Origin of the sequence: Rhodococcus koreensis (assembly GCF_017068375.1) — a bacterium.
GTDB lineage: Bacteria > Actinomycetota > Actinomycetes > Mycobacteriales > Mycobacteriaceae > Rhodococcus_F > Rhodococcus_F koreensis.
Genome location: NZ_CP070609.1, coordinates 2,744,883 through 2,770,968 on the forward strand (window position 1 = coordinate 2,744,883; position 26,086 = coordinate 2,770,968).

The window sequence follows — 26,086 nt, forward strand, 5'->3', positions numbered from 1 at the left end:
CCACCCTTCCAATCAGCGCGCGTCCAACCCTTCACCGGGCTCGCGGGACCGTGTGAGGTTCGACGGCATGACAGCCGTACAGGAACGAAGAGCTGCACAGCCCATCGCGAGCGAGACCGACTACGGCACGCTCGCCGCCCGGTTCCGCCCCCTCTTCGCCGACATCGCCGAAGGTGTGGTGGAACGCGAACGCGACCACGTCCTCCCCTACGAGCAGATCGACGCCCTGAAGAAGGCCGGTTTCGGGGCGGTGCGCGTGCCGACATCCCACGGCGGGTCGGGCGCGAGCATCCCCCAGCTGTTCCGGCTGCTCGTCGAACTGTCCGCGGCGGATTCCAACGTCACGCAGGCCCTGCGCGGACATTTCGCGTTCGTCGAGGACCGCCTCGTCGCCGCCGACGGTCCCGACCGCGACACGTGGCTTCGGCGATTCGCGGACGGTCAGCTGGTCGGCAACGCGTGGACCGAGATCGGCGACGTTCCGCTCGGCGAGGCGAACACCAAGGTGTCCCCCGTCCCCGGTGAGGCCCACTTCTTCGCGAACGGGACGAAGTACTACAGCACCGGTTCGATCTTCGCCGACTGGATCGACCTGTACTCGCAGCGCACCGACACCGGCGCGTTCGTGATCGCCGCGGTCGAGGCGCGTCAGCCTGCCGTCACGCACAGCGACGACTGGAACGGTTTCGGCCAGCAGACCACCGGTTCGGGCACGTCGACGTACGAGAACGCGATCGTCCAGCCGGAGAACATCTTCGACTTCTCCACCCGGTTCAAGTATCAGACCGCGTTCTACCAGTTGTTCCACCTCGCCACGCTCGCGGGCATCGCGCGGGCGGCGACGGACGTGATCGCCCGCCGGGTGGCGGCCCGCACCCGCACGTTCAGCCACGGCAACGCCCCCACCTATGCGCAGGACGCGCAGATCCAGCAGGTGGTGGGCGAGGTGTCGGCCGCGGCGCATGCCGCCGAGGCGATCGCACTGCACGCGGCGGAACCCGCCCAGTGGGCGTACGAGGCCGCGTTCACCGGCAGCCCGGACGAGGAGAAGTCAGCCAACATCGCCGCCGAGATCGCGTCGGCCCAGGGCCAGATCTCCGCCACCGCGCTCGTCGTCCCCGCCACCGCCACGATCTTCGACGCACTCGGCGCGTCCGGGGTCAGCCGCGACTGGGACCTCGACCGCTTCTGGCGGAATGCACGCACCGTCGCCAGCCACAACCCCGTGGTGTTCAAGGCCAAGGTGGTCGGCGACTACGAGATCAACGGAACCGAACCCGTCTACGTGTGGGCCATCGGCACCGCACCGAGCGCAGAGGGAGACAAGGCATGACCGTCATCACCGAACAGAAGATCTGGTCGGACGCCCCGGCCACCGCCGACGGCTGGATCGCGCGTGCGCGTGAGGTGAGCGCGATCCTCGCGCGCGACGCCGTCGAACGCGACCGCGCCGGCGGTGCACCGTTCGACGAAGTCCGGCTCCTCAAGGACAGCGGGCTCGTCACCCTGCTCGGGCCCACCGAATTCGGTGGCGCCGGACAGCCGTGGGAGACCGCCTACCAGGTGGTCCGCGAGATCGCGCGCGGCGACGGCTCCCTCGGACAGTTGCTCGGCTACCACTACCTGTGGGCGTGGGCCGTGCGACTCGTGGGCACCGCACCGCAGATCGGGGCCGTCGAGGAGTTGTACACGAGCAACCGCTTCCTGTTCGGTGGGGCGGTCAACCCGCGCGACACCGACCTCACGATCGTCGACCGCGGGGATACGCTCGTCTACAACGGGGAGAAGTCGTTCTCGACGGGCGGCCGCGCCACCGACCTCACCGTGCTCGAGGGCATCATCGAGGGCACGGCCACACACGTGTTCGCGATCGTGCCGACGGCGCAGGACGGCATCGTGTTCCGGGGTGACTGGGACAATCTCGGGCAACGCCTCACCGACTCCGGCACGGTCGAGATCAACGACGTCGAGGTGGACTGGTCCGGGGCGGCCGGGTTCGTGGACAAGGAGTTCCAGCCCCTCGTCTACAACACGCTGAACTTCCCCGCGCTCGAGATTGTGTTCGCCAACTTCTATGTCGGCATCGCCCGCGGCGCACTCGACACCGCGGCCGACTACACCCGGACCCGGACCCGTCCGTGGCCGTACGGCGGCGACGACAAGGAACTGGCGACCGACGAGTGGTACCTGCGCGAGGGCTACGGCGACCTGCAGTCGAAGCTGTGGGCGGCGGAGGCGTTCGTCGATCAGGTGAACCGCGAGGCGAACGCGGTACTGCACGACGCGCGGGAGAACCTCACCGAACAGGCGCGCGGGGATCTCGCCGTCCGTATCGCCGCCGCCAAGATCCGCGCCGCCGACGTCGCCCTCGAGATCGGCACCAAGGTGTTCGAACTGACCGGTGCGCGTGCCACGTCCAACACGGTGGGTCTCGACATCTTCTGGCGGAACGTGCGGACGCACACCCTGCACGATCCCGTCGCGTACAAGCGGCGCGAGGTGGGCGGCCACCTGCTGACCGGCGAACTTCCCGAACCCACCTGGTACACATAACGATTCCGAACCCCGAGTCCGGCCACCCGTCGACGGTGGCCGGATTCGGCGCGTCCGCACCACCGAGCCACGGAGAACCATGACCGCCGTCCAGAACGCCCACCGCATCAGCGACGAGGCCGAAGCCCTCACCGTCGCCGCCGATCTCGCCGCACACTTCGCCGAGGAGGCGGCAGCGCGCGATTCCGGGCGACAGCTGCCGCACGAACAGGTGCGGGCGCTCGCCGCGTCCGGACTGCTCGCGCTCGGCGTTCCCCGCGAGCACGGCGGCATCGACGCGCGGACCGAAACCCTCGCCGAGGTGTTCCGGCTTCTCGCCGAGGGCGATCCGAGCATCGCCCAGATCCCGCACAGCCACTACACGTTCCTCGAGGTGCTGCGGCATCAGGGCACACCGGCGCAGCAGGAGTTCTTCTACTCCGAGGTGCTTGCGGGGCGCCAGTTCGCCAACGCCCAGAGCGAGCGCGGAACGAAGACCATCGACGTCGACGCCACGACCCTCACCGAACAGGACGGGGACTTCGTCGTCGACGGTCGCAAGTACTACAGCACGGGCGCGCTGTTCGCCGACTGGATCGCGGTGCGGGCCACGGTCCCCGGGAAGACGACGCCGGCGGGGAAACCCGCCAAGGCCGTCGCCTACCTGCCGCGGACCGCCGCCGGACTGTCGATCGTCGACGACTGGGACGGCATGGGGCAGAAGACCACCGCGAGCGGAACCGTCACCCTCGACGCCGTCCGGGTGCCCGCGTTCCACGTCGTGCCGTTCTCCCCCATCTTCGACGCACCGACCACCTACGGCTCGCAGGCGCAGATCCTGCACGCCGCCATCGACGCCGGGATCGCCGCGGCCGCGTTGAACGAGGGCGTGCGCGCCGCCCGCCGGGCGAGGCCCTACTTCGAGGCGGGCGTCACCGACGCCGTCGACGATCCCCTGCTGATCCAACTGGCCGGAGAGGCCGCGGTCGGCGTCCGGTCCGCGACGGCACTGCTCCGGGAGGGTGCCCGCAGCATCGACGCGGCGCGGCGCAATTTGACCGAGCAGACCGCCGCCGTCGCGTCGATCGACGCCGCCGCGGCCAAGGTCGCTGCCGCACGCGCGTCCCTCGAGGCGTCGAGCGTGCTGTTCGACCTGGGCGGCACCCGCAGTGTGTCGGACACGTCCAACCTGTCGCGGTACTGGCGCGACGCCCGCACCCACACACTGCACGACCCCACGCGGTGGAAGATCCAGCACATCGGCCGGTGGACGCTGTCGGGCACCGTCCCGCCCCGGCACGGCCTGCTGTAGGCGGCTCCGCCGCCCGTGCGCCTTTCTGGTTGCGGGAGCTACCAAAAAGGCGCACGGGTGCTACGCGCCTAGATCCGCCTTCATCAGGAACACGTTGTAGTCCGACCACGTCGACATCGTGAAGTACAGTTCGTCGCCGCTGGACCACGGGTGGATGAAGCCGCCGTACAGTTCCGGGTATTCGGCGGCGCTGACCATCGGCGCCCCGCCGGACCAGGCGCCCTGCGGCGAGTCGGACTCACGGAGCACGATGGCCGCCTTGGACGTGTCGAGGTAGGTCATCTGCCACTTGCCGGTGGCTTCCTCGTAGCGCACGGACAGTTCGGCGGCGGGGGCGTCCACGATCGGCGTCGCCTCCGTGTAGCCACCGACCGGCGTCCAATTACCGTTCTGCCAGTACTGGTACGCGGACGTGTTGAGCACGTCGGCGGCCGGGACGCGCGCCAGACCGATGGCGCCGAGCCTCGTGTTGGGGGTGCCGAACATGTACACGAAGTCGCCGGCGGGGACCATCGACGCGACCTGGAACTTGGTGACCCCGAAGATGTTGTCCCACTTCGCGTACGGGTCCTTGGTCCACGTCGATCCGCCGTCGTCGGAGTAAGCGATGCCGCCGTAGTTCGTCCACCACGTGGCGGGGATGCTGTTCCAGGTGCGGATCGACATGTAGCTCATGTACTGCCGGTTCCCGACGGCGAAACCGGACGTCGGGATGGTGGTGATCTCGATGTTGTCGAGTTTGCGGCTGTCGAGCAGTTCCGCCGCGTGGCACCGGCTGTCCTGGACCATGCTGTCGAGGCTCATGCCATCGGACAGGTTGCGGTCGGAGCTGAAACCGAGGACGTTGCTGCGCCAGTCGTCGCCCTGGCCGCCGGGCGGCTGGAATCCCTTGCCGACGGTGTCACCGAACGCGACGGCGACCTGGTCGGGGGCGCTCTCCCAGATGATGCCGAGGTCGGTGCCGTTGACCTGGTAGCGCTTGTCGGTGCGGCTGACCGAGCCGGCGCCGGTCACCTTCGCCACGCGGGTCACGTCGCCGATCTTCGGGGTGGCCGGGGCCGCGCGGCGCGGTGCCTCCTCGGTCGCGGGGTGGACGAGGGGCGGCGGCGGGGGCAATTGGATGTCGGCGCCCGGCACGGGAATGCCGAAGTGGAAGGGCGTGAACTTCACGCTGACGTCCGGGATGTTCAGCTCGCTCGACAGGTTTCCCGGGGCATGGTCGGTCTCGTCGGTGAGATCGGGGCACGGATCGGTGCACGTGTCGGCGGGCAACGCCTGCGAGACGCGGACGGGGTCCGTGACCGGGGCGGGATAGGGCACCGTCGTGATCTTCGGGTACGGGATCGGGATCTCGAGCTTGTCCGGGATGAGCGAGTGCGTCTCGTTCGACACCTCGCTCGCGCAGGGTCCGCTGCCCGGAAGACCGTTGGATACCCGCTCGGGTTCCGCGACGGCGGCGTTCTGGTTGGAGTAGGCGATCATGCCTGAACCGATCGCCACAGCCGCGACCGACGCGACCCACCTCTTCGACATTCCCCGACCCCTCCGTCAACTCCGGCCACACCCGGCGAGGGGAACATAACATCGCCCTTCTACGCTCGCCGGTTACCACACGCCATACCTGGCGGTAACATTTGCGTCCCGATCCGGAAAACCGCTGTGACTCCATCCCCGGGCGCACGTTCACCGCGCCGCGATCCGCCCGAAGCCACTGCGGTTCAGAGGCTTCGGGAGTTCTCCTCCGGTGTCCGACATCACTGCCCGCCCGCGGGTGACCCGTCGTCCCGACGACCGCGGCGCCATTGCAGCGGCGGGATGTCGTGCCAACGCCGGAACGCGCGGCTGAACGCACTCTGGTTCCGGTACCCGAGCAGCCGGCTCACTTCGACGAGCGGCAGGTCCGTCTGGGACAGGAACTGTTCCGCGAGGTCGCGGCGGGTCTGATCGACCACCGCCTCGAACGTCGTTCCCGCGCGGGCGAGGTGCCGATACAGGGTGATGCGGTGGACGGAGAACAGCTGCGCCACCTGGTCGACGCTGCAGTCTCCGGCGTGCAGCGATTCCTCGACGGCCCGGCGAACCTGGCCCACAACGTCCTTCCCCGTCCCGGTCTGCAACTGCTGCAGATGCCCGTGGAAGAAGCGCTGCAGGGTGGGATCGGTTCCCGAGACCGGCTGCTGCAGCACTTCTTCCGGAAACAGCACCTCGTGCCGCGGTTCGTCGAAATGGATTGGTGCACCGAAGAATCGGCGGTAGACGTCGGACGACGCCGGCTCACGGTACGAGATGCGGACCAACGTCGGCCGCCACGGCCGTGCGAGAAGGATTTCGAGGATCTTCACGTAGGCCGCGAGATACGCCGTCAGCAATTGCTCGCGCCCCGGGAACAGGCCGTCGAGAGTGAGCGACAGGCCGGCGTAGCCGCGCTCGACGGTCAGCGCCACGGTGATCCCCCGGTACCAGATGGGGCTGAACCGGGCCACCGCGTCGAGGGCCTGCCCGACAGTGTCGGCATTCGTGACGAGGAATCGCAGCGGCCCGGTGTTCTCGAGCGACGCGAACTGCCCCAGCAGCAGCCCGAGGTGGTCACAGCCCGTCTCGATCGCCGCGGCGTGCAGGATCCGGCCGTGTGTCTCGATCGGCAGCGACCGCAGGGGTTGCCCGGTCAGGAGTTCCGCGGTGACGCCGTACGACTCGAGCAGGGGCCACGCGTCCGCGCCGAAACTGCCCATCACCTTCGGCAGGTTGGCGAGCGCGCCCACGGGAATCGACCGGGCCCGCAGGCCCGTGTTCTCACCGGCCATGACTGCCCGTTCGCCAGCTGCAACGCATAGGTAAATAGTAGTTACGTAGAGATAAATAGTCAGGTGTGATGCGCATTACCTTGAGTTCTCGACAGGGCAGACGAGCAGGAGATCTGCCCCTGAACCCGAGGGATGAACATGCACTTTCTCGACGACAGCCTGTACCCCGAAAACCAGGAGAAGCTGGTCATCCAGGTCGCGCCGTACGGTCCGCAGTGGCTGCCGACCGACTCCGACGACATCGCGGTCACCATGGACGCCCAGATCCAGAAGGCCGTCGACTGTTTCAATGCCGGCGCCTCCGTGCTGCACGTCCACGTCCGCGAGGAAGACGGCAAGGGCTCCAAGAAGCTGTCCAAGTTCAACGAGATGCTGGGCCTGCTCCGCGAGGCGGTCCCGGAGATGGTCCTCCAGGTGGGCGGATCAATCTCCTTCGCACCCGAGAACGAGGGCCAGGCCGCCACGTGGCTCGACTACGACACCCGCCACATGCTGGCCGAGCTGGACCCGGCGCCCGACCAGGTGACCGTCGCCGTCAACACCAGCCAGATGAACATCGTCGAACTGCTCACCGAGGACGACGTCCAGGGCACGATCCTGGAGAACCCTCAGTACGTCCAGGCGTACACCGAGATGGTGTCGGACGCGCGCCCCTCCTTCTACATCGAACACCTCGAACGGCTGGCCAAGTCGGGGATCCAGCCCCACTTCATGCTCGGCCACGTCCACCAGCTCGAGTCGGTGGAACGGCTCATCCGGAAGGGTCTGTACCAGGGCCCGCTGATCCTCAACTACGTGGCGATCGGCGGCGGCGCGGCCGGGTTCAACCCGGCCGACCTCATGGAGTTCGTCCGCCGCACCCCCGACGGAGCCGTGCTCACGGTGGAGAGCGCGATGCGTGCGGTGCTGCCGATGAACGCGATGGCCATCGCGATGGGGCTGCACGTCCGGGTCGGCATCGAGGACAACCTGTGGGGCCGCAAGGGCGAACGCATCACGTCGGTGGAGCAGATCGAGCAGACCGTGCGCCTCGCCCGCGAACTCGGTCGTGACATCGCCGACGGCACGGAGGCCCGCAGGATCTACAAGATCGGCGAGACCTACGGCAGCACCGACGAGACGATCGCGAAGCTGGGCATGGCCCCGAACCGGCGCGTCGGCCAGCGGGGCTTCACCGTCCCCGGCGTCGCCTGAATCGGTAGGCAGCAATGGATCATTCCACGCTCGACCCGAAGCTTGCCGCCTTCGTCCGACTGAAGATCGACGTGTCGGCCACGCACCTGTACGCGCCCGGCGTCCGCAGGCACATCAAGACCGCGATCGAACTCGGCGCCACCCGCGAGGAACTGCTCGAGGTGATCAAGCTGTCGGCGGTGATCGGGATCCACTCCTGCGCAACCGGTGTGCCGATCCTGGCCCAGGAACTCGTCCACGCCGGTCGCCAGTCGGCTCCCCCGGAATCGACGCACCCGACACCCGTCTGCGACGGGCTGCGGGCACAGAACCAGTTCAATCCGCTGTGGGAAACCCTCTACAACTGGGACCGGGTCTGGCTCGAGAAGTTCCTCGCGATGGGCGCCGGCATCTGGCGCGACAACATCCTTCCCCCACTGTGGATCGAATTGCTCTGCATCGCCGGCGATGCCGCGCTGACCCACATGTACTCCCCGGGCACACGCAGGCACATCGCGACCGCGCTCGCGCTCGGCGCCGACCGCGCACAAATCGACGAGGTCCTGCGGATCGTCGCCGAGCAGGGCCAGGAGTCCTACGAATTCGCCCTGCCGATCCTGGAGCAGGAACTGCGCAACCAGGCCGTTGGCGTCTGACACGCCCACCGCCGTCCCCTCCCGACGCGCACGATTCCGTGCCAGTGAAAGAGACACCATGAGAATCACACGAACCCGCGGCGGTGCCGCCGCGAGCACGGAGTCGTGCGCCCCGGGCAGGGGTGACGGCCCACCGGCGACGAAGGCCGAACTCGACCGGCTGTACCGCAAGATCGCATTCCGCCTCCTGCCCTTCCTCTTCGTCGCCTACATCGTCAATTCGATCGACAGGGTGAATATCTCGTTCGCCAAACTCCGCATGATGGACGACCTCGGGCTCAGCACCGCCACCTACGGACTGGGCGCGTCGCTGTTCTTCGTCGGATACGTCCTGTTCGAGGTGCCGAGCAACCTCTACATGCAGCGCATCGGCGCCCGGGCGACCGTCATGCGCATCATGATCCTGTGGGGCCTGATCACGGTGGCCACCGGTTTCGTCACCGCCCCCACCCAGCTGTACATTCTCCGATTCCTGCTCGGTGCGGCCGAGGCCGGCTTCTTCCCCTGCATCATCCTGTACCTGACGTATTGGTTCCCGGCAGCGCGACGGGGCCGGATCACGTCGATGTTCGTCCTCGCCGTCCCCGCCGCCGGGATCCTCAGCGGACCCCTCGCCACCTGGATCATGAACACGTTCGACGGTGCGCACGGCCTGCACGGCTGGCAGGTGCTGTTCGTCTACGAGGGCATCCCGGCTGTCCTGCTCGGCGTCCTCGCCTGGTTCCTCCTGCCCGACGGGCCCGCCGACGCCAAATGGCTCACCCCGCGTGAACGAGACGTCACGGCAAGCGAACTCGTTACCGAGAACACCGCCCGGCACGCCGGCGAGCCAGCCGGTAGCGTTCTGCGCCGGCTCCTGAGGGACCGACGGGTGTACATCGCGGGCTTCGTGTTCTTCGCCATGTACGCGGGGTTCAGCGTGTTCTCGTACTGGACTCCCACCATCCTCGAGGGGCTCGGTGTCACCGACCTCACGACGATCGGCACCCTGAGCACGCTGCCCGCCGCGGGTGCCGTGATCGGAATGATCGTCAACGGCCGGAGTTCCGACCGCCGCCTGGAACGCCGGTTCCACGTCGCGGTGCCCCTGGTGGTCGCCGGATTCTGCTTCGCGGCCCTGCCACTGACCCAGACGAGTGTCCTGTGGTCGATGGCTCTCCTCACGGTGGCCGCCATGATGTGCTTCGGCACCCTGCCGGTGTTCTGGACGGTGCCGCCGTCGTACCTGTCCGCGGCCACCGCGGCCGGCGGGATCGCGCTCATCAGCAGCATCGGCGGTGTGGCCGCTTTCGTCACCCCCAACGTCATCGGGCAGATCACCACGGCGACGGGGAACCTCTACGACGCCCTGCTCGTCATCGCGGCCCTGCTGATGGTCGCCGCCGTCGTCATGGTGAAGGGAATCCCTGTCACCGTCCTGCAGGAGCACCGCTCCGCCGCCCCTTCCGAACTGTGAAAGGTCCGATTTCCATGCCTGTCTCGGCGCCCCATGCCACTCTCTCGCTGGCGGCGATCGTCGCCGAGTCCGCCCGGAAGTACCCGCACGACGTAGCCGTCGTCGACGGCGATACCCGGCTGACGTACCGGGACCTGTGGGACCGTGCCCGCCGGGTGGCCGCCGCCCTGCACGAGCAGGGGGTGCGGCCGGGTGACCGGGTCGCGCTGATGATCGGCAACGTCGCCGAGTTCCCGGTCGTGTACTTCGGAATCCTCGCTGCGGGAGCGGTGGTCGTCCCCGTCCACCTCCTCCTCACCGCCACCGAGGTGGCGTACGTGCTGCGCGACAGCGAAGCGAAGCTGATCGTCTGCCACGGCCCGACCACCGAGGTGGCCATCCTCGCCGCCGACGAGGCCGGCGTGGCGGTCGCGGCGGGTGGTGCGCTCTCCGAAGGAGGCACGGCCACAGTCGGTTACGAGTCTCGATCGCCCGAGGATGCCGCCGTCGTCTTCTACACCAGCGGCACGACGGGCGCGCCGAAGGGCGCGGTCCTCACCCACCTCAACATGGTCCTGAACGCCACGGTGTCGGCACTCGACGCGAACGACGTCCGCAAGTCGGACATCGTGCTCGGCTGCCTTCCGCTGTTCCACGCGTTCGGCCAGACGGCCACCATGAACGCCGCCTTTCGGATGGGGGCGACGATCGTCCTGCTGCCCCGCTTCTCCGGCGACACCGCGATCGAGATGATGGTCCGGAAAGGCGTCGACGTCTTCCACGGGGTGCCGACGATGTACATCGCACTGCTCGACGCCGCTCGGGCCGCGGACTGCGCCCTCCCGTCGCTGCGCACCTGCATCTCGGGTGGCGCGTCGCTGCCCGTGAACGTGCTCGACGAGTTCGCCGCCACGTTCGCGACGACCGTGTACGAGGGGTACGGTCTGTCGGAGACGGCGCCGGTGGCGTGCGCGAACCAGGCCGCGTTCGGCACCCGGCCGGGAACAGTCGGCAGGCCGGTGTGGGGTGTGGACGTCGAGATCGCCGACCCCGAACGGGAACTCACCGTCGAACTGCTTCCCGACGGCGAGGTCGGGGAAATCGTCATCCGCGGGCACAACATCTTCGCCGGATACCTGAACCGCCCGGACGCGACCGCCGAGGCCGTCGTCGACGGCTGGTTCCGCACCGGCGATCTCGGGACGAAGGACGCCGAGGGCTTCGTCACCGTCGTCGACCGCAAGAAGGACGTGATCATCCGCGGCGGATTCAACGTCTACCCCCGCGAGGTCGAGGATGTTCTCTCGGCACATCCCGCCGTGTCGCAGGTCGCGGTGATCGGCCTGCCCGACGCCACCCGCGGCGAAGAGGTCTGCGCGGTGGTCGTCCCGGCGGATCCGACCGCCGGAATCGATCCGACGACGTTGATCGAATGGAGCAGATCCCGTCTCGCGATGCACAAGTACCCGCGACAGGTGCACGTCGTGGACGTGCTGCCGACGGGACCGAGTCACAAGGTACTGAAACGAGAGCTGCGCGAGACGTTCTCGCGCTCCTGACCCACGAGGAGAAGAACATGCGGATGAAGGACAAAGTGGCCGTGGTGACCGGCGCCGGACCGGGCCTGGGCAAGGCGATCGCCGTCACCCTGGCCCACGAGGGCGCGAAGGTCGTCATCTGCGATGTCAGCGACGCATCGTTGGACGAGGCCCGTCGCGAGATCGAGGAAGCCGGTGGCACCTGCCTCGCCGTGCGCTGCGACGTGTCGTCGAGTGCGGAGGTCCACGACCTGTTCGCGGCCGCGGTCGAGCAGTTCGGCACCGTGCACGCGCTCGTCAACAATGCCGCGCTGACGCCCAACCGGCCGATCGACACCGAGCGTCGCAACACGCTCTACGCCTACCTGCAGACCCCGGTGGAACGCGACTCGCTCCGGTTCACCAGCGAGATCACCGACGAAGAATGGTTGCGGTACTGGGACGTCAACGTGCACGGCGTGTTCTACTGCACCCGTGAGGCGCTGCGACTGATGGAACCGCAGCGGTACGGGCGCATCGTCAACATCGCGTCGATCGCAGGCATCTCGGCGCGCAGTGCGCACAGTCCGCACTACAGCGCCACCAAGGGCGCGGTGGTCGCGTTCACCCGCTCCGTGGCGTTGGAGGTGGCAGGCGCGAACATCTTCGTCAACGCGATGGCGCCCGGCGGCGTCGCGACGCCCGCCTTCAACGGCTACCTCGAGCAGATCGGCGAGACCGGCCGCAACCGGCTCTGGCAGAGTTGCCCGGCGGGGCGCTTCGGGTCGGTCGACGAATACGCCTCCACGGTGCTGCATCTCGCGAGCGACGAGCACTACCTCGTCGGGCAGGCCATCAGCCCGAACGGCGGCTCCGCGATCTGATCGCGCTCGCCCCGGGTCGCAGCAGCACCACGATGAGACCCGACAACCCGGCGACGACGACGGCCAGCACGACGAGCGTCGTGTGGAACGCGCTGTCGTAGGCGTCGACCGCGGTCAGCCCTTCGTCGACGCGGCGGGTGGCGAGGCCGGTGAGCAGCGCCGCGTACACGGCCACCGCGAGGGCCTCGCTGCCCAGCCGCATCGTGTTCACCACCCCCGCAGCCATACCCGCCTTTTCCTCGGGGACGAGTGCGAGTGCCTGACCGTCGACGAGACCGGCGGACAGTCCCATGCCGGATCCCGCGAGCAGCAGCGGCACCGCGATGACCGCGACCACCGTGTCGGGGCCCGCCAGCAGCAGCCCCAGGTCGCCGGCGATCAACGCTCCCAGGCTGATCCAGATCACGACGAGCGGGTTCACCCCGGCGCCGACGGCGCGGCCCGCCGCGAGCGGGCCCACCACGACCGGAATCGTGAGGAGCACGGTCACGAGGCCCGCCTTCGCCGAAGACTGTCCGGCCACGTACTGGAGGAAGGTCGGGAAGTAGGTGAGCAGCGTGACGAAGCCGAACGACGCTGCCACCGGAACGAGGCACAGTGCCATGAACCGCGGGTGGGTGAGCAATTCGAGATCCAGCAGCGGGGCCGGGCCTCGCGATTCTACGCGGGCGAACCCGGTAAGCAGCGCGACGGCGAGTACGAACGACGCCACGACTTCCGGGCTGCCCCAGCCCCAGGGCCCGCCCTGGACGATGCCCACCATCGCGGCGAGCAGACCCAGGACCAGGAGGACGGTGCCGAGGAGATCGAACGTCGCGGGGGCGTCGCCGGCCGGCCGGTCCAGGCCGATCACCGGGGTCGCAGTCAGCACCACGAGCAGCACGGCGGCCTGGATCACGAAGATGGGCCGCCAGCCCGCCGTGTCGACGAGAAGCCCGGACAGTGTCGGTCCGAGCGCCACACCGATGCCGGCGGTCGTCCCGAACAGGGCGAACGCGCGCAAACGGGCGGGCCCGTCGAACGCGGACGACAGGATCGCCGCGCCGCACGAGAAGATGGCGGCGCCACCGAGACCGGCGACGCCGCGGGCGACGTCGAGGACCACGATGTTCGGGGCCAGCGCACTGGCGATGCTCCCGGCCGCGAATGTGGCGGCCCCGGCGGCGAACAGGCGGCCCCGGCCGAAGCGGTCCGACAGCGACCCCCAGACCAGGGTGAAGCAGGCGAACGCCAGGTTGAACGCGTTCACCACCCACTGCTGGCCCGATGCGCCGCCGCCGATGTCTGCGGAGATCGCGGGCAGCGCCACCGCGGTCCCGGAGATCGACATCGGGACGATGAGCACAGCCAGGAGGACCGCGGCGAGGGTGAGATTTCCGCGTCGCGGGTCGGCCGGTGTCGTGTCGGGTGGTGACGTCGGCGTCGTGGCGTCCGACGTGGTCAGCTCCGAGGTCATGTCGATCCTTCCTGAAGTGTGCGTTGCCCCCCGTGCACCAGAGGTTCGATACAATACGAACCATGCACCAGAGTGAGGTTCGACGCAAGGCGAACCTTCACTCTGGTGGTCGAAGACCCGAACCTGGAGGTGCGCAGTGCCCGACGCCGAGGGACATCCCGCAGTCGACGAGATCGAACTGGTCTCCGTGCTCGCCGCACTCGCCGACCCCCTGCGACTGGAGGTCGTGCAGAAGCTCCTGGTCGAGGCCGAAGGCGCGGAACGTCACTGCACGTCGTTCGGGCTGCCCGTGTCCAAGTCGACCCGCAGCCACCACTTCAAGGTCCTGCGCGAGGCGGGGCTGATCAAGCAGGTCGACCGCGGCAATTCCCGGATGGCACAGCTGCGCAGATCCGACATCGACGCCCGCTTCCCGGGGCTCCTCGACGCCGTGGCGACCGCACCCGCCTGAGCGGATTCCACACCCGTGGTGATGATGACGTTCTCAGGCGCCGGTTCCGAACAGCATGCCCAGCACGTAGGTGGCGGCGGCTGCGCCGTACCCGATTGCCAGCTGGCGTAGCGCCCGTTTGACCGGGGGTCCACCCGACAGCAACCCCACCACCAGGCCGGTTCCGAGCAGCGCGACGCCGACGAGCGCGGCGGCGACCACGAGCGCGGCAGTCCCTTCCATCCCGAAGAGATACGGCAGCACGGGGATCACCGCACCGGACGCGAAGAAGCAGAAACTCGCCGCCGCCGCACCGAGTCCGGTGCCGATGGCCTCGTGCTGGTCGACGGCCTCCGAACCCGAAACAGCCTCGGGCTGAACAGCTCTCTTCAACACGTCGGCGGCGCGTTTCTCGGCGTCTTCGGCGGGCATGCCCCGCGCCCGGTACACGAGTGCGAGTTCATTCGCGTCGACGTCGAGGAGCGGCACTGCCGCGCGAGCCCCCTCCCCCGGCGCCGACGCCTCGAGCAGTTCACGCTGCGACCGCACGGACACGTACTCGCCCGCACCCATCGACAACGCGCCCGCGAGCAGACCGGCGAGCCCGGTCAGCAGCACGATGTGATTGTCGACGCCGCTGCCGCTGATACCGAGCACCAGGGCGAGATTGCTGACCAGGCCGTCGTTGGCACCGAACACGGCAGCACGAAACGTGCCGGACAGACGATTTCGCCCACGGGCCGCCAGCGCCCGCACCACTTCTTCGTGGATGCGCTCGTCCGCGCCCATGGCGACGGTGGCGTCGACGTCGGTCAGGTATGGCGACCGGGTCTCCGCGCGTTGCGCGAGGGCGAGCACGAACACCGATCCGAACCGCCGGGCCAGCACTCCGAGGATGCGCGTGCGGACGTCACCGCGAACGGGTTTGCCGACGTGCTCGCCGAGCAGTGCACGCCAGTGCGCCTCGTGCCGTCCCTCGGCGTCGGCGAGCGCCAGCAGAATCTCGCGTTCCTCACCGGTGCGGCGTTTCGCGAGATCGCGGTAGACGGCCGCCTCGGCACGTTCGTCGGCGAGGTAGCGACGCCACTTCCGGACCTCGCGCGGACCGGGATCCGGTCGTGCACCCGCAACCATCGTGAGCCTCCCGATCGTCGACGCGTCGAAGCCTACCGACGCGACTACCGCACCGCGGCGGTTCGAGGTCAGTCCCCGGCGGCGAGGGCCTTGCCGAGCGAGTCCTCGGGTTCGGAGACCACCACCGGATCGCGCCGGGACAGCAGGTCGAGGACGGCCTTGGGCCGGGCCAGCGATTCGCGCACGGTGTTCCTGGCCATCGTGATCGGGCGGCATTCGCACCCGGCGTTGACGCCGGCGACATCGATCCCGGCGCCGCGGCACAGCGCGACCGCGCGGGGGACGTGGAAACCCTGAGTGACGATCAGCGCCTTGGTCACTCCGTATGTCTGGACGGCCCGAGCGCACGTGTCGTAGGTGTCGAGCCCGTACCGGTCGCCGACGATCCGGCTGCGGTCGATGCCCTTCTCGACCAGGTATTCCGTCATCGCCGCGATCTCGTCGCCGGACCTGCCCGCGCCGTCGCCCGAGACGAGCACCGCCCGCGCCCGCCCGTCCTGCACGAGGCGGACGGCGACGTCGAGGCGCCCGGCCAGATACTCCCGGGGTTTGCCGTCGCGTACCTGCGCACCGAGAACGATGACCACCGGGGCTTCGGGTGCGCCCTCGACATCGTAGACGTGCCCCTCGGCCTCGCGCGAGATCCACACCGTCGAGACCGCGACGACGAGGACCGCGAGCGCGCCGAGGCCCGCTCCGATGCCGACCAGTCGGCGGACGATCCGTCGTTCCCCCATGCCGCCATCAAACCACAGGGTCAGGCGACGGCCGGCTCTTGCGGGGCGCGCCGCTCACGCAGTCCGGATACCAGGCACAGGCCGAGCCCGAACAGGATCCAGCAGGTCAGCACGAGCAGGCCCGCGCCGGCTCCGTGTCCGTCGAAGAACGCCGTCGACCGCACCACGGTTCCCGCCGCTCCGGGCGGCAGGAGCTGACCGAACGCGCCCCACCCCGAGGGCAGCCACGCCGGGGAGGTCGCCAGTCCCGACAGCGGGTTGGCGAGGAACATCATCGTCACCGCTCCGAGCGCGAACCCCGCGATGCCCAGAACGGAATCGAGTCCGAGGACGGTCAGGGAAATGGCGGCGATCCCGACGATGACGGCACCGGACGTCGTCCAGTAGTCGCCGTCGACGCTTCCGAGACCGAACTGCAGAATTGCGGTCAGCGCCAGTCCGGCGCTCACGGCGAAGAGCACCGCCCCCGCCACCCTGCTCGTGACGCTGTGCGGAAACAGTCGCACCAGCACGATCGCGGGGATCATGCCGCCGAAGACCAGCGGAAGCGCCATGCCGCCGAGGCCGGCCCCGGCAGGGTCGTCAGCCGTCAACGGAACGACGTCCTCGACCGGAACAGGCTGTCCCGCAGTCGCGCTCATGCCCGCCGCGAGACCGTTCATCGTCTGCGCGATGGGCGCCCCGCCTGCGCCGGCGGACAGGACCTTCATGCCCTCCGGTGTCGCGACGATTCCGCCGACCACCTCCCGGTGCTCGATCGCCGTCCGGACCGCCTCGGCGTCCGCGAACCGCTCGGTGGCGAAGACCCCCGGGCGGCCCGCGTCGAGTGCGGCATCGATCCGGGTGACGGCCGCGTCGGGCCCGGCGACGCCCAGCCGCAGGTCGTGCGGGCCGCTGTGGACGGCGGGCAGCGCGAACGCCAGCAGCATCACGGCGATCACGGCGGTGAGTCCCAGCACGACGGCGATCATTTTCACCGGATCGGACGGGCCGTTGCTCGCCTGCCCGGCGGGTTCGATGCGCGGGTCGAGTGTCCCGGTATCCGCAACGCTCATCGGACTCCCCTTCAACTAAGTGGAGGAAATTCCTCCATTACTTGTGGAGAATATTCCTCCGGTTATGCTGGGTTGTCAAACGAGAGAGGTGCCCCCGATGCGAGCCGACGCGATGGAACGCCGCAACACCCTGATCAAGGCAGCCCGGGCGGTGTTCGCCGACCGCGGGCACGACGCGCCGCTCGACGCCATCGCCGCGCACGCCGGCGTCGGAATCGCCACCCTCTACCGGAATTTTCCGAGCCGGGACGACCTCGCCCACGCCGTCGCCCGCACGACGCTCACCGAGGTCCGCGAACTCGCAGCCCGGGCGCTGGACGAGTGCGCCGACGAACCCGAGGCGGCATGGCGACGATTCGTCGACGCGGTGGTCGATCTGCGGATGGGAGCGTTGGTGCCCGCGCTGGTCAACAGCCTCGACGAACTACCGCCCGACGTGCGCGACACGCGGGAGCAGACGAAGGCGTCGGTCACCGAGCTCATTCACCGGCTCCAGGAGTTCGGGCTCATCCGCGAGGACGTCGTGCCGCTCGAGATCATCATGGGGATCGCGATGCTCACCCGGCCGCACGTGCTGATGTTCGAGGACACGACGGCCAATCTCGTTCCGCGGCTGATCACGGTGTTCCTCGCGGGGTTGCGCCCGGACGGGTCACCGCTGCCGCCGCCGATCCCCCCGGCCGCGGATGTACTGTGACGAACATGCAGCAAGGGGGGCCTCTGCCACAACCATGGAATCATCCACGCACCGGTGACGAACAGCGCCCGTCACTGAACGGCTGGGACGTGGCGGTGTCGGCGGCAGCGATCGTCGTCGCGGTCGCGGTCGCCAGCATCTCCGCGGTCGCGGCGTTCTTCTGGCTGCTGTTCCCGGACTACTGCCCGCCCGAATCCTGCAGCGCCGAGAACGCGTGGATCGCGGTGTGCGTCGCACTCGCGGTCGCGGCACTGGTGACCGTGATGGGCGGCGCGGTCACGATCGCCCGCATCGCGCGCCGCACGCTCGCGTGGCCGGTGGCGTGCGGGACCCTCCTCCTCTGCGCGGGCGCGTGCGCGATCGGATTCGCCGGTTACGTTTCCGCGACCGGAATCTGAGCGCCCTCAGGCCACGTGATGGTGGTCCGTCCGGCTGATCGCGACGGCCGAGACGATCACACCGACCACCACACCGACGAGCGTGTCGACGACGCGGCTCACCGCGATGTCCGGCGCCACCGCCGAGCCGAGACCCGTCAGCAGCAACGCCATGGGAGTGATGGCGACGGACGCGAACGCGTAGTTCTTGATGACCACCAGTTCGGTCACGGTCTGCAGCACCACGATCACCACGACGGTCTGCCAGTACCCCATCGCCGCGGCGATCAGCCCGGCGGCGAGGACGGCGCCCGCCACGTTGCCGACGAGACGTTGAATTCCCCGCTGCACCGTCTGACTGAAGTTGAACCCCTGCATCGCGGCCATCGCACCCATCGACGCCCACAGCGGATGTTCCAATCCCACTGCCACACAGATCCATCCGGCCAGCGCGGCAGCGGCGGCGATGCGGGCGGCATTGACGATCCCCTCACGCGACCGCAGCCCCCGGACACCTTCCGCGAGGAAGCCGACCGGCTTCGGCAGCGCCGCGGCCTCCGCAGCGAAAGACGGAAGGTCGCTGCGGCGCTTCACCTTACGAAGCTCCGACTCGTGGTCGACGAGCACACGCAGGGTGTCGTGGTCACGCTCGTGCGCCCACCGGTCGACCACTGTGTCCGCCTCGGCGAGGAGCGCGAACAACTGGTGGGAGTGACCGTCCCGGCCCCGGCCGCTGTGCGCGATCACGTCTCGCGCGTTGTCGATGGCCTTGCGGGCGGCCGCGATCGCGGAGACGTCGTGCGCACGTTCCAGCTTTGCGACGGCGGCGAGCGCCCGCGCCGCCGCCAGTCGCGCGGGACCGAGGGGAACGAACAGGCAGGGGGTCATGGCGGCGATCCAGCCCACGACGACACCGGTCGCCACGGCCACGACTGCCGGCCCGAGATCGGCGAGCCGCGTCGAGTACCCGGCCGCCGCGGTGGCCGCGAAGATCAGGATGACGGGACCGGGGCCGGCGATCCGGAACGCCGCCAGCAGCCATGCGGCGATCCCCGACGCCACGGCCATGAGCGCTATCTGCAGCCAGAGGGACAGTCCGGCCGCACCGAGGAGTGCTCCCCCGGCGACGAAGACGACGAGTGCGACACCGACGAGACCCGTCTTGCGGGCGAGCCGCGGGTACGGCTCGTATCGGCCGAATGCGGCGGTCAGCGCACCCAGCGCCGCGAAGCCGGCGAGGTTGCCGTGCCCAAGCAGGCCGCCGATCACCAGCACCAGAGCCGTCGCCGCACCCACCCGCAGGGCGGGAGCGATGGTGGCGTCCGCGGTCCGGACCTCGAACGCCCGGCGCCACGTCGACGGCGCCACCGAGTGGGCCAGCGCCCCACGGGAGTGATGGAGCCGGCTGAGGTCGGGTGCGTATCGAGGAGAAGCCTGCATGACCTCAGCGTACCGTATACTTCACTAGTAAAATAGTTGTGAAATAGTGTGAAGTTGATCGCTACGATGGTTTTCATGAGCCCTGCCCCACGTCCGGATGAGGATTTCACCGATCGCGTACGACGCGAATGGGCGGAGACCCATCCCGACGTGGACACGTCACCGATCGAGGTGATGGGTCGCATCACCCGGATCGGATCCCAGGCCCTGCAGCAACTCGACCGTGCCCTCGACGCGAGCGGGGTCTCGAGGGCCGAGTTCGACGTCCTGTGCGTGCTCGCCCGGAGCGATCGACCCCTGCGGGCCAGCGAGGTCACCGCCGTGACCATGCTCAGCGGCGCCTCCACCACCAAGCACGTCGACCGCCTGGGCAGGCTGGGGTTGGTGGAACGGCTGCCCTTCGAACGGGACGGCCGGGTCGTGCTGCTCCATCTGACCGAGGCCGGACGCGCCCTCGTCGACACCGAATTCCCGCAGCGCGTCGAACGCGACCGGCAATTCCTCGAGGGACTGGACGAGGACGAATGCGCGGTGCTGGCGGGTCTGCTCCGGCGGATCGCCGCCAACGTCGAATCCGGACTGCGCCCGTAGTCCGTGTCAGGGAATGATCTTCCGCGCCCGCAGGTCGCGGAAGATGTCGAGGAACATCTGCTCGGTCTCGACGTGACGGTGGAAACCGAACCTGCGCGCCTTCGACCCGTCCGCGATGACGTCGTAGTCCCAGCCGAAGACGAAGTCGCCGAACGCCCACGACGACACGTCCGAGTACGGCGTCGGCGCCAGTCCGTGCTTCGCGACCAGGTCGTTCCACACCCGTTCCTTGTCGGCCATGACGACGTCCATCGACATCGGCAGCGGCGGCGCGACGTCCAGTTCGAAGAAGTCGGCGATCTTCGGCAGCATCTCGTCCCAGCGGAACAGATCGCCATTGTTGATGTTGAAAGCCTGATTCGCGCACTCGGGCGTGGTCGCGGCCCAGACGGTCGCCTCTGCCAGCAGTCCGGCATCGGTCATCTCGATCAGACTCGTGTACGCGCCGGGCCTGCCCGGAAAGCGCAGCGGCACTCCGAGTTCCTTCGACATCGTGGCGTAGACGGCGATCACGAGCGCGAGGTTCATCGGGTTCCCGAGCGCGAATCCGCACACGACCGAGGGTCGGATCGCGGACCACGTCCAGCTCTTGCCGCGCTGACGGTCCTCGAGGAACTGCTGCTGATCGACGTTGAACTCGGGCGGCATGTGCGGCGGATCGCTCTCGCGCGCCGGCGTCTTGAACGGCCCGAGATGGGCGCCGTAGACCTTGTAGCCCTGCATCAGACTGATGTGCTCGAGCCCGGCGGCCACGGGTTCGAGCGCGTTCACCGTGTTGACGAGCATCGCGACGTTGGGCGCGACGAGCTCAGCCCACGACGAACGGTCCTGGTAGGCGGCGTAGAAGATGTGGGTCGCGTCGCGGAGTTCGGCCAGCTTCTCGGCGGCGTCACGCTCGTCGAGCAGATCGACCGCGATGTGCCGCACCCGGTCGGTGTCGGGTCCGCCTCGGCGCGACAGTCCGACGATCTCCCAGTCTCCGGTCGCCTCGAGGTGCTCGATCAGATTGCCGCCGATCACCCCGCGCGCACCGACGACCACTGCCACTCTGCGCTTCGACATCACTCGACTCCTATCGGTATATCGCGAAGTTGCGATATACCGAGTCAAGCACATATATCGAAAAATCGCGATATGACGGTACGATGGGCCTGTGAGCGAACTTCCGGACCCGACCGACCTGGCCCTGGTCTTCAAAGCGCTGTCGAACCCGACCCGCGTGCGCATCCTGCAGTGGTTGAAGGAGCCCGACAGCTTTCCCCCACAACTCGAACCCGCGGAAGAGGTGGGCGTATGCCTGAAGCACATTCAGGCGAGGGCCGAGGTCTCCCAGTCGACGGCCTCGCAGTACATGGCCGCCCTACAGAGCGCCGGACTGGTCACCAGCCATCGGATCGGCCAGTGGACCCACTACCGCCGCAACGAGGACCGGATCAGTCGGCTCGCCGACCACATCCGCACCGAACTCTGACGCCTCAGGGCATCTCCACGGTCTCGGCGCGCGCGATCTCGTCGAGCGCCCGGCGGACGTAACCGTCGGCGGGCACCTCCGCCGCACTCAGCAGATCGGCGATCACCAGGATCGCGGCCTCCACCGCACGCTCCGGTCTGCGCGGGTTCTCCTCGACATCGGCCACACCGAGGGCGCCGGTCAGCACGGTGACCAGCGAGTCGACGTCGACGGCCGGAAACCAGAGTGCCGCCGCCCGCGCGCAGCGGGTGAGCACGTCCTGCACGTCCTCCCCCGTCAGACCGTCCGGGTGCAACGTCTCGAGGAGTTCCCGGACCACCCCCGCCAGCACCGCACCGACCTGCTCCGCAGGCAGGGCCGCCAATTCCTCCGTCGCCTCGGTCAGCGCCGCTGCATCCGACGCACGCGCCGCGACGATGGCGGCATCCAGCGCTTCGGCGATGTCACGCGCGACAGCGGGCCAGTGAGTGGGCCACATCCGGTAGATCCTCTTCTCGTATCCGTCGATCAGGCACTCACTGTGCCACGAGGCACCGACAGTCAGCGCAGCCGCTCGATCAGCCGGAGCGCGTCGAACGGGGCGTACCCCTTCATGTCGTTGTCGAAGTAGGCGAAACAGTCGAGCCCCTGCCCGCGCCACCGCTCGATCTTCCGCGCCCACTCGTCGAGGGCCTCGTCGGTGTATCCGCTCGCATACAGTTCCTTGTCACCGTGCAACCGCAGGTAGACGAAATCACTCGTGACCGCCTCCATGAACGGGTACCGGCCCGCCGTGTCGGCGACGACGAACGCGACGTCGTGCGCGCGGAGCAACTCCTTCGCCTCCTCCGCCTCGAAGCTGTGGTGGCGAACCTCGAGCGCATGACGGACGGCGCGGTCGGCGTCGGTTTCGGTCCACGTCCGGTCTTCGGCGAGTTTGTCGTCGTGCCGCGCGGCGACTGTCGCGGCCTCCGCGGTCGTCCGCGGCAACTGGTCCAGGAACGCTGCGAGGCTCGCCGCGTCGAACGCGAGCGTCGGGGGCAGTTGCCACAGCAGCGGTCCGAGCTTGGGGCCCAGCGCGAGCACCCCGGAGGCGAGGAAGTTCGCCAGCGCCGCCTCGACACCGACCAGCCGCTTCATGTGCGTGATGTAGCGCCCGCCCTTGACGGCGAACACGAAATCGTCCGGCGTCTCGTCACGCCATTTCGCATAACTCGTCGGCCGTTGCAACGCATAGAAGGAACCGTTGATCTCGATGGACGTCAAACGCCCCGCGGCGTAGGCCAACTCCCTGCGATGCGCGAGGCCTTCCGGGTAGAAGTCGCCGCGCCACCCGGGATACGTCCAGCCGGAAATACCTACGCGGGCCTGCGCCATCTCCCGACCCTAGCGCCGGAACCTATTGCATGTGGCCCGTCCCGGGAGAACCATGAGAAGACCCCACAATCGAGGAGGCACCGATGCCGAGATACCTCTGGCAGGTCACGTACTCACCCGAAGGCGCGAAAGGACTGCTCACCGAAGGCGGCACTGCACGACGCGACGCGATCACCCAGATGGTCGAAAGCGTCGGGGGCACAGTCGAATCCTGCTACTTCGCACTGGGTGGCCGGGATCTGTTCGTGATCGGTGACGTGCCCGACGACGTGGCCGCCGCCGCGCTCGGCATCCGCACCACCGCCTCCGGGGCGGCACGGTCGGAATCGGTGGTGCTGTTGACACCGGAGCAGGTGGACGACGCGGTGCGCCGCGACGCCCAATACCGGGCGCCCGGCAGCTGATCGACCTCACCGCCTGCGGCGGCGAATATCGTTCTGCAGGATGATGTGCGGCCGCGGAGTCGGCCGATACCGTCGAGCCACGTCTGCCGACCAGACCTACTCGACCACGGTGAACCCGTTCACCACCGACTCCGTTCGCCGTGTCCTGTTCGCGCCGAGCGCGCTGCTGTTCCGGTCGTGGCTCCACCAGATCCGAGATGCCGGAATGAATGTCCGCGAGCGAAGGTTGCACGCCACATGACGGATACCTCAGGAGAAACCCCGCAGCTCGGACAGTTCGGCGTCTGGCGTCACGCCGGCGGATTGGCACCCGAAGTGGGTGTCGCGATCGAATCGGCAGGTTACGGCGCGATCTGGATCGGCGGCTCGCCGCCGGCCGACCTCGACGTCGCCGAACGCCTGCTCGACGCGACGTCCACCATCACCGTCGCGACCGGCATCGTGAACATCTGGACCGCACCCGCCGACGAGATCGCGACCTCCTTCCACCGGCTCGAGGCCCGTCATCCGGGGCGCTTCCTCCTCGGCATCGGCGTCGGCCATCCCGAACAACCCGGCCTGAACTACAGCAAGCCGTACGCCGCGCTCGTGGAGTATCTCGACGTCCTGGACGCCGCCGGGGTTCCGGCGGGGCGACGCGTGCTCGCCGCGCTCGGCCCGAAGGTGCTCGAGCTGTCGGCGGCCCGCGCCGCAGGCGCCCACCCGTACCTGACCACTCCGCAGCACACCCGGGAAGCGCGTGAGCTGCTCGGCCCCGGTGCGGTGATCGCACCGGAGCAGAAGGTCGTGCTGGACACCGATTCGGAACGGGCGCGCCCCGTCGGACGTGCGGCGGTCGAGAATCCGTACCTGCACCTGCGCAATTACGTCAACAACCTGAAGCGGCTCGGGTACACCGACGAGCAGATCGCGAATGGCGGCAGCGACGAGCTGATCGACGCCCTCGCCGCCCACGGCGACGCCCCCTATATCGCCGGCCGCCTCCGCGAACATCTGGACGCGGGCGCCGATCACGTCGCGATCCAGGTGCTGCCCGCCGGTGACGATCCCATCCCTGCGCTGCGGGAACTCGCGGGCGCGCTGGGACTCTGAGTTCTGCTAACGAAATAGTGTGATGGCGGGTACCGCATACTGAAAAGCGTTCGCCGAAACGGTCGGGGTATGGTCCCCTTCTGAACGGCAGGCAGGACTGAACGCAAGGTAGGAACTGTGCACGAGCCAACGCCACGTCCGGTCGGCCCATACGCTTCGGGGCCGCCACCTGCAGCCCTGACCGTGCATTCGGCGACTCTCGACCGGTTCCGCGCGGCGGAGTTGTGGCGGGCGCTGGTCATCGGCGTGGTCGTCGTCGCCTACACACTGCTCGCGCTCGTCACCTGGCCCGTCCGGCGTCGCGGCCGCACCCTCGCGGACGCGGCGTCGGAAGGCCTGGTCAACGGATTCGAGGTGCTCGGCCCGACGTTCGTCAAGGTCGGGCAGCTGATGGCGTCGTCCTCCGGCGTGTTCCCCGCCCCGCTGGCCAACGCCTGCCTGCGATGTCTCGACGACGTGCCGCCGGTGTCCGCGCAGGAAGCCCGCCGGGTGATCGAGGCAGACCTGGGACATCCCGTCGACGCGCTGTTCGCGTCGTTCGACGACGTCCCCCTCGCCGCCGCCTCCGTCGCACAGGTGCACGGCTGCGTGCTCCCCGACGGCCGGGAAGCCGTCATCAAGGTGCAGCGCCCCGACATCTTCCGTCGCATGGTGGTGGACCTGCGCACCGCGTACTGGGGTGCGCGGATCCTCGAGAAACTCTTCGAGTTCTTCCGCATCGCCAACGCCACCGCCATCATCCGCGATCTCCACGCGGCCACGATGACCGAACTCAACAGCGCGGTGGAAGCCGACCGGCAGGCCCGGTTCAGGACGAACATCGGGGCCTTCGGCGACAACAAGGGCGTCACCACCCCGGAGGTGTACTGGGACTACTGCGGTCCCCACGTCATCTGCATGGAACGCATGTACGGGCTGCCGCTCGACCGGTTCCCCGACCTCGTCCACATGGACACCCGCATGCTGATCCGCCGCGGTGTCAAGGTGTGGATCGAGTCGGTCATCCTGCACGGCCCGTTCCACGGCGACGTGCACGCCGGGAACCTGTGGGTCCTCGACGACGGGCGCATCGCGATGCTCGACTTCGGCATCGTCGGTGAGCTACCCGAATCGTGGCGGCAGATCCTGCGCGACATGTTCTACGCGACCCTGATCGACGGCGACTTCTCCCGGATGGCCCGCGGAATCCGCAGCCTCGGCTACGCGCAGGACAACGACGCCACCGACGACGAGATCGGCCTCCAGGTGGCCGCCGCCCTCGCCCCCCTGCTGGGCCGGGACCTCGGCGAGCTGCGGCTCAGCGAACTCATCATGGCGCTGATCGGCATCGGCAAGAAATGGGACGTCGCCAGCCCGGAGGAACTCGTCCTGTTCGGGAAGCAACTCGGCTACTTCGAGCGCTACGCCACCGAACTCGCGCCCGGCTGGGTTATCGGACAGGACTTGTTCCTGTTCCGCAACGTCTTCCCGGACGCCGTCGCCGCGAAGGCCCGCGAACTCGGAGTGGAACTACCCGACGAGTGACTCGTGTCG

The 26,086-nt window shown here is 68.6% G+C and carries 26 protein-coding genes; 16 read left to right on the forward strand and 10 right to left on the reverse strand.

All coding sequences use genetic code 11. The features are described from left to right. Positions 1-67 precede the first annotated feature (67 nt). The 3 genes from JWS14_RS12680 (at position 68) to JWS14_RS12690 (ending at position 3,844) form a co-directional block, all read left to right on the forward strand. Positions 68-1,333 (forward strand): acyl-CoA dehydrogenase family protein, encoded by a 1,266-nt coding sequence (locus JWS14_RS12680; RefSeq protein WP_072946343.1) that lies wholly within the window; start codon positions 68-70, stop codon positions 1,331-1,333. Next, complete coding sequence (locus tag JWS14_RS12685; RefSeq protein WP_072946344.1) at positions 1,330-2,553, forward strand: acyl-CoA dehydrogenase family protein; 1,224 nt, start codon at positions 1,330-1,332, stop codon at positions 2,551-2,553. The genes JWS14_RS12680 and JWS14_RS12685 overlap by 4 nt, the downstream gene beginning before the upstream one ends. A 79-nt stretch (positions 2,554-2,632) precedes the next feature. Then, positions 2,633-3,844 carry an SfnB family sulfur acquisition oxidoreductase gene (locus JWS14_RS12690; protein ID WP_206013383.1) on the forward strand — a complete coding sequence of 404 codons (1,212 nt, stop codon included), beginning with the start codon at positions 2,633-2,635 and terminating at the stop codon, positions 3,842-3,844. Between the two features lie 60 nt (positions 3,845-3,904). Here JWS14_RS12690 and JWS14_RS12695 read toward each other — a convergent pair whose 3' ends face one another. Beyond that, positions 3,905-5,377, reverse strand: coding sequence for a DUF4185 domain-containing protein (locus JWS14_RS12695; RefSeq protein ID WP_072946346.1), 1,473 nt, complete (start codon positions 5,375-5,377; stop codon positions 3,905-3,907). A gap of 221 nt (positions 5,378-5,598) precedes the next feature. After that, a complete protein-coding gene (locus JWS14_RS12700; protein WP_072946347.1) occupies positions 5,599-6,648 on the reverse strand; it encodes an AraC family transcriptional regulator in 1,050 nt (349 codons plus the stop codon). 138 nt (positions 6,649-6,786) lie between these two features. Between JWS14_RS12700 and JWS14_RS12705 the strand changes: the two genes are divergently transcribed. The 5 genes from JWS14_RS12705 to JWS14_RS12725 are packed head-to-tail and all read left to right on the forward strand — an operon-like array spanning position 6,787 to position 12,313. Next, entirely contained in the window at positions 6,787-7,842 is a 1,056-nt protein-coding gene (locus JWS14_RS12705; RefSeq protein WP_072946417.1) for a beta-keto acid cleavage family enzyme, read from the forward strand. A gap of 14 nt (positions 7,843-7,856) precedes the next feature. Next, complete coding sequence (locus JWS14_RS50035; RefSeq protein ID WP_072946348.1) at positions 7,857-8,477, forward strand: carboxymuconolactone decarboxylase family protein; 621 nt, start codon at positions 7,857-7,859, stop codon at positions 8,475-8,477. A 58-nt stretch (positions 8,478-8,535) separates the two neighbouring features. Beyond that, positions 8,536-9,933 (forward strand): MFS transporter, encoded by a 1,398-nt coding sequence (locus JWS14_RS12715; RefSeq protein WP_206013384.1) that lies wholly within the window; start codon positions 8,536-8,538, stop codon positions 9,931-9,933. A gap of 14 nt (positions 9,934-9,947) precedes the next feature. Then, positions 9,948-11,471: a long-chain-fatty-acid--CoA ligase gene (locus JWS14_RS12720; RefSeq protein WP_206013386.1), complete on the forward strand. Its 1,524-nt coding sequence runs from the start codon at positions 9,948-9,950 to the stop codon at positions 11,469-11,471. Positions 11,472-11,488: 17 nt separating this feature from the next. Beyond that, the gene (locus tag JWS14_RS12725) at positions 11,489-12,313 is read left to right on the forward strand and encodes an SDR family NAD(P)-dependent oxidoreductase (protein WP_072946349.1); all 825 of its coding nucleotides are present in this window, start codon (positions 11,489-11,491) and stop codon (positions 12,311-12,313) included. Here the strand turns inward: JWS14_RS12725 and JWS14_RS12730 are convergent. Continuing rightward, positions 12,285-13,769, reverse strand: coding sequence for an MFS transporter (locus JWS14_RS12730; protein ID WP_206013388.1), 1,485 nt, complete (start codon positions 13,767-13,769; stop codon positions 12,285-12,287). The genes JWS14_RS12725 and JWS14_RS12730 overlap by 29 nt on opposite strands. A 136-nt stretch (positions 13,770-13,905) precedes the next feature. Here JWS14_RS12730 and JWS14_RS12735 point away from each other — a divergent pair, with 136 nt between their 5' ends. Further along, the gene (locus JWS14_RS12735) at positions 13,906-14,220 is read left to right on the forward strand and encodes an ArsR/SmtB family transcription factor (protein ID WP_072946420.1); all 315 of its coding nucleotides are present in this window, start codon (positions 13,906-13,908) and stop codon (positions 14,218-14,220) included. 33 nt (positions 14,221-14,253) lie between these two features. On the opposite strand, the gene JWS14_RS12740 is transcribed toward JWS14_RS12735, so the two are convergent. The 3 genes from JWS14_RS12740 to JWS14_RS12750 all read right to left on the reverse strand — a co-directional run bounded on the left by JWS14_RS12740 (position 14,254) and on the right by JWS14_RS12750 (position 17,125). Then, positions 14,254-15,333 (reverse strand): VIT1/CCC1 transporter family protein, encoded by a 1,080-nt coding sequence (locus JWS14_RS12740; protein WP_095862345.1) that lies wholly within the window; start codon positions 15,331-15,333, stop codon positions 14,254-14,256. Between the two features lie 68 nt (positions 15,334-15,401). Beyond that, positions 15,402-16,070 (reverse strand): SanA/YdcF family protein, encoded by a 669-nt coding sequence (locus JWS14_RS12745; protein WP_206013389.1) that lies wholly within the window; start codon positions 16,068-16,070, stop codon positions 15,402-15,404. Positions 16,071-16,090: 20 nt separating this feature from the next. Continuing rightward, entirely contained in the window at positions 16,091-17,125 is a 1,035-nt protein-coding gene (locus JWS14_RS12750; RefSeq protein ID WP_206013391.1) for a GumC domain-containing protein, read from the reverse strand. Between the two features lie 97 nt (positions 17,126-17,222). Between JWS14_RS12750 and JWS14_RS12755 the strand changes: the two genes are divergently transcribed. Beyond that, positions 17,223-17,822 carry a TetR/AcrR family transcriptional regulator gene (locus tag JWS14_RS12755; protein ID WP_206013393.1) on the forward strand — a complete coding sequence of 200 codons (600 nt, stop codon included), beginning with the start codon at positions 17,223-17,225 and terminating at the stop codon, positions 17,820-17,822. 5 nt (positions 17,823-17,827) lie between these two features. Then, positions 17,828-18,220, forward strand: coding sequence for a hypothetical protein (locus tag JWS14_RS12760; protein ID WP_241031331.1), 393 nt, complete (start codon positions 17,828-17,830; stop codon positions 18,218-18,220). A 6-nt stretch (positions 18,221-18,226) separates the two neighbouring features. Here the strand turns inward: JWS14_RS12760 and JWS14_RS12765 are convergent, their stop codons facing one another. Continuing rightward, entirely contained in the window at positions 18,227-19,639 is a 1,413-nt protein-coding gene (locus JWS14_RS12765) for an FUSC family protein (RefSeq protein WP_206013395.1), read from the reverse strand. 66 nt (positions 19,640-19,705) lie between these two features. On the opposite strand from JWS14_RS12765, the gene JWS14_RS12770 reads away from it, so the two are divergent. Beyond that, positions 19,706-20,230, forward strand: a complete 525-nt coding sequence (locus tag JWS14_RS12770) for a MarR family winged helix-turn-helix transcriptional regulator (RefSeq protein ID WP_072946355.1) — start codon at positions 19,706-19,708, stop codon at positions 20,228-20,230. Positions 20,231-20,236: 6 nt separating this feature from the next. Here JWS14_RS12770 and JWS14_RS12775 read toward each other — a convergent pair whose 3' ends face one another. Further along, positions 20,237-21,292, reverse strand: a complete 1,056-nt coding sequence (locus JWS14_RS12775; RefSeq protein ID WP_373560144.1) for an SDR family oxidoreductase — start codon at positions 21,290-21,292, stop codon at positions 20,237-20,239. Between the two features lie 91 nt (positions 21,293-21,383). Between JWS14_RS12775 and JWS14_RS12780 the strand changes: the two genes are divergently transcribed. Next, a complete protein-coding gene (locus JWS14_RS12780) occupies positions 21,384-21,701 on the forward strand; it encodes an ArsR/SmtB family transcription factor (RefSeq protein ID WP_206013396.1) in 318 nt (105 codons plus the stop codon). 4 nt (positions 21,702-21,705) lie between these two features. On the opposite strand, the gene JWS14_RS12785 is transcribed toward JWS14_RS12780, so the two are convergent. Then, positions 21,706-22,179 carry a hypothetical protein gene (locus tag JWS14_RS12785; RefSeq protein ID WP_011595172.1) on the reverse strand — a complete coding sequence of 158 codons (474 nt, stop codon included), beginning with the start codon at positions 22,177-22,179 and terminating at the stop codon, positions 21,706-21,708. A 62-nt stretch (positions 22,180-22,241) separates the two neighbouring features. Further along, the gene (locus JWS14_RS12790; protein WP_206013398.1) at positions 22,242-23,057 is read right to left on the reverse strand and encodes a DUF72 domain-containing protein; all 816 of its coding nucleotides are present in this window, start codon (positions 23,055-23,057) and stop codon (positions 22,242-22,244) included. An 83-nt stretch (positions 23,058-23,140) separates the two neighbouring features. On the opposite strand from JWS14_RS12790, the gene JWS14_RS12795 reads away from it, so the two are divergent. The 3 genes from JWS14_RS12795 (at position 23,141) to JWS14_RS12805 (ending at position 26,077) form a co-directional block, all read left to right on the forward strand. Continuing rightward, positions 23,141-23,461 carry a GYD domain-containing protein gene (locus tag JWS14_RS12795; protein ID WP_072946360.1) on the forward strand — a complete coding sequence of 107 codons (321 nt, stop codon included), beginning with the start codon at positions 23,141-23,143 and terminating at the stop codon, positions 23,459-23,461. Between the two features lie 237 nt (positions 23,462-23,698). Then, positions 23,699-24,553 carry an LLM class F420-dependent oxidoreductase gene (locus JWS14_RS12800; protein WP_095862335.1) on the forward strand — a complete coding sequence of 285 codons (855 nt, stop codon included), beginning with the start codon at positions 23,699-23,701 and terminating at the stop codon, positions 24,551-24,553. 117 nt (positions 24,554-24,670) lie between these two features. After that, a complete protein-coding gene (locus tag JWS14_RS12805; protein ID WP_095862334.1) occupies positions 24,671-26,077 on the forward strand; it encodes an ABC1 kinase family protein in 1,407 nt (468 codons plus the stop codon). Positions 26,078-26,086 lie beyond the last annotated feature (9 nt).